2 protein-coding genes are annotated in these 3,550 nt (G+C 72.4%); both read right to left on the reverse strand.

Annotated features, from left to right (window positions below; translation table 11 throughout):
• On the reverse strand, positions 1–2,328 hold a 2,328-nt coding region (locus ACFUEL_RS37005; protein WP_380242172.1), incomplete at its 3' end, for a sulfatase-like hydrolase/transferase.
• Positions 2,329–2,507: 179 nt separating this feature from the next.
• Positions 2,508–3,461: a formylglycine-generating enzyme family protein gene (locus tag ACFUEL_RS37010; protein ID WP_380242174.1), complete on the reverse strand. Its 954-nt coding sequence runs from the start codon at positions 3,459–3,461 to the stop codon at positions 2,508–2,510.
• Positions 3,462–3,550: the final 89 nt, after the last annotated feature.

Here is a 3,550-nt window from a genome sequence, read left to right on the forward strand (position 1 = left end):
GACCTGGGCCTCGTGGTCGACGTACCGTTCGCCGGAGACGTCCACCACGACGCGGTCGATGGTGCCGCCGGTGAAGCGGAACGGCACCCGGTAGTCGGAGGTGACGGGTGAGGAGCCGTCGCGCCCCACGCAGATGCCGTCGCCGACGACGCAGAAGAAGCCCGGCTGGGTGACGATGTCGCCGCTGCCGACCTGCTGGTCGTCGAGATAGAGGGTCAGGGTGCCTGCCGCGCCCGGCAGTTGCGGATCGGTGCTGCGGCCGGTCATGGTGAACTCGGCGGCGAGCAGGTGGCTGCCGGGCTCGACGTCCCGGTCGGCTTCGACGGTCCACAGCCGGGTGCCGAGCCAGTTGAACGCGTAGTGCAGGCGGCGGTCCTTGACGTACAGGCTGTGGCCGCCGGCGACGCCCCCGTGGGCGTACAGGACGCCCTCGGCGTCGGGGGAGTCGATCCGGACGCCCGCGGTGATGGTGTACGAGCGGCCGCCGATGGCGACGCCGGACTGTTCGGGGACCGGCGCGCAGTCGGGGTAGTAGACGTAGCGCTCCCGCGGCGGGGTGCCCTGCGGGCGTTCGGCCAGGGTCTGTTCGAGCGCGGTGCGGTCGTCCAGGGGGAGCCCGTTGTAGATGCCCGCGTAGTAGAACCAGAGCCCTTTGAGCGTTTCGAGCCTCTCCGGGTGCTCGGCCGAGACGTCGGTGGACTGGGCGCGGTCGTGGGCGAGGTCGTAGAGCTCCCAGCGGTCGCGCTCGAACTTCCCCCAGCCGCTGAGCGGCGGGTGCGCGGTGCAGGCCAGCCAGCCGTCGTGGTAGATCGAGCGCTGCCCCAGCATCGCGTAGAACTGCGTCCGCTTGCCCGGGGCGGCGCGGTCGGTGAGCGAGGCGGCGAAGCTCTCGCCCTCGATCGGGTTCTGCGGGCGGCCCTTGACGGTCTCGGGCGGCTCGATGCCCAGGAGGTCGTAGAGGGTGGGGACGACGTCGACGGCGTGGACGTACTGGTCGCGGATCTCGCCCCTGGCCGCGATGCCGGCGGGCCAGGCGACCAGGCACATGTCCGCGACGCCGCCCTCGTAGCCGGCCCAGCGCTTCCAGTACGGGAACGGGGTGTCGAAGGCCCACGCCCAGCCGGTGTTGTAGTGGTTGTAGGACACCGGGCTGCCGAGTTCGTCGATGTGCTGCAGGGTGAGCTCGGTGGGGGTGGGCGCGCCGTTGAAGAAGCGCCACTCGTTGAAGGTGCCGTCCGGGCCGCCCTCGCCGCTGGCGCCGTTGTCGGAGACGGCGACGATGATGGTGTTGTCGAGCTCGCCGGCGGACTCCAGGAAGTCGAGCACCCGGCCGAGTTGGTCGTCGCTGTAGGAGACGTAGCCGGCGAAGACCTCGGCCATCCGGGTGAAAAGGCGCTGCTCGTCGGTGCTGAGGCCGTCCCAGGGACGGACCACGTCGAGCGCCGGCCAGGGCTGCCCGTCGGGGCCGGTCGCGCCGGGTTCGCCGTGCGGGTTGATCGGGGACAGCTCGGTGTCCTCGGGGAGGATGCCGAGCTCCTTCTGCCGGCGCAGGATCCCGGGCCGGATCGCCTCGTAGCCCTCGTCGAAGACGCCCTTGTAGCGGTCCGCCCACTCCTGGGCCACGTGGTGCGGGGAGTGGGCGGCGTCGAGGGAGAGGTACATGAAGAAGGGCTTGTCCGGGTCGACCGCCTTGGCGTCCCGGATGAAGCTGATCGCCTTGTCGGACAGGTCCTTGGCGATGTGGTAGCCCTCCTCCGGGGTCGCCGGGGGCTCGACGGAGTGGTTGTCGTGGATCAGGTCCGGGTACCAGCCACTGGACTCGCCGCCGAGGAAGCCGTAGAAGCGCTCGAAGCCGCGGCCCAGGGGCCAGCGCCCCTTGTACGCGGCCATGCTGGTCTCCTCACCGGGGGTGAGGTGCCACTTGCCGAGGCAGTAGGTGTTGTAGCCGCGCTCGGCCAGGACCTCGGAGAGCAGGCCGTTCTCGAACGGGATGCGGGTGGAGATGCCGGGGAATCCGGCGCTGAACTCGGCGATCGTCGCCATCCCGTTCGAGGTGGCGTTGCGGCCGGTCAGCAGCGACGCCCGGCTCGGTGAACACAGGGCGGTGGTGTGGAAGTTGGTGTACTTCACGCCCAGGTCGGCGATCCGGGTCATCGTCGGCGTCCGCACCGGTCCGCCGAAGCAGTCCATGGTGGCGTAGCCGATGTCGTCCCAGGCGATCACCAGGACGTTCGGAGCCCCCTCGGGCGCCTTCGGCGCCAGGTACGGCTCCCAGTCCGGTTCCGAGTCGCGGATGTCGAGTGCGATCTTCCCCTTGAAGCGCTTCACGCCGGTCCTCTCCGGTAGGCCCACTGGACGCACTGCCGCGGCCGCTCCTGGGCGGCGGCCGGCCGGCGCACCGGGAGACCCGCCCCGGGCCCGGCCGTGCGTGGGACACCTGCGCCCGACCGTAGGCAGGCGCCGCACCACCCGCACCGGTAGTGGTCCGTCCGGATGAACGGACGGGGTCAGCGCACCACGCAGCGGAAGCCCAGGTGGCAGGTGGCGGTGTCCTCGGTCTGCCCCTGCCGCGCGGCGGGGCGGTAGCGCAGGCAGTAGTTGGGCGCGCACAGGTGCGAGCCGCCCTTGACCGTCCGCCGGGGGAAGGGCTCCGCCGGCGGTACGGCCGGGTCCGGCTGCGGGGCGCGGGGGTTGCGGGGCGCGCAGCAGGCGGCGGGCGCGGGATCCGGGTGGCGGGCGGTGTAGTGGTCCGCCGTCCACTCCCAGACGTTGCCCGCCATGTCGTACAGGCCGTACCCGTTGTGCGGGTAGCTGCCGACCGGGGTGGTGCCGGGTGCGGCGTTCAGTTTCCCGGCCGGCTCGAACTCCCACGGGAACCGGCCGTGCCAGGTGTTCGCCATCCGGCGGCCCTTCGGGCTGAAGTCGTCGCCCCAGGGGAAGACGGCCCCCGCGAGGCCGCCGCGGGCGGCGAACTCCCACTCCGCCTCGGTCGGCAGGTCCTTGCCCGCCCAGGCCGCGTACGCGGCGGCGTCCTCGAAGGAGACCTGGGTGACCGGATGCCGCTCCCGGCCGTCCGAGGTGCTGCCCCCGCCGTACGGGCGGCGCCAGGACGCGCCGGGCGCGTAGCTCCACCAGCGGCGCCAGTCGTCCAGGTCCACCGGACCGGGCGTCCTGCGGAAGACCAGCGCCCCCGGTACCAGGTCGGCCGGGTCCGCCCCCGGATAGTCGCCGGGCGCCGGCGGCCGCTCGGCCACCGTCACGTAGCCCGTCGCCTTCACGAACCGGCGGAAGGCCGCCACGGTCACCGGGTGCTCGTCCATCCAGAACCCGTCCACCGACACCCGGTGGACCGGGCGCTCCTCCGGGTAGAAGTCCTCGGAGCCCATCAGGAAGGAACCCCCGGGGATCCGCACCATCCCCCGGGCGGGCGCCGGCGGTTCGAGCCGCACAGATGTCGTCACGACACCGACAGTGCACCACCGCGACCGGTCCCCGTCCGGTGACACGCCCCGGAAAGCGCTTTCGGAACCGCGGACCGGCGGTGCGGCCC

It is taken from the genome of Kitasatospora sp. NPDC057198 (genome assembly GCF_042670125.1).
Lineage (GTDB): Bacteria > Actinomycetota > Actinomycetes > Streptomycetales > Streptomycetaceae > Kitasatospora.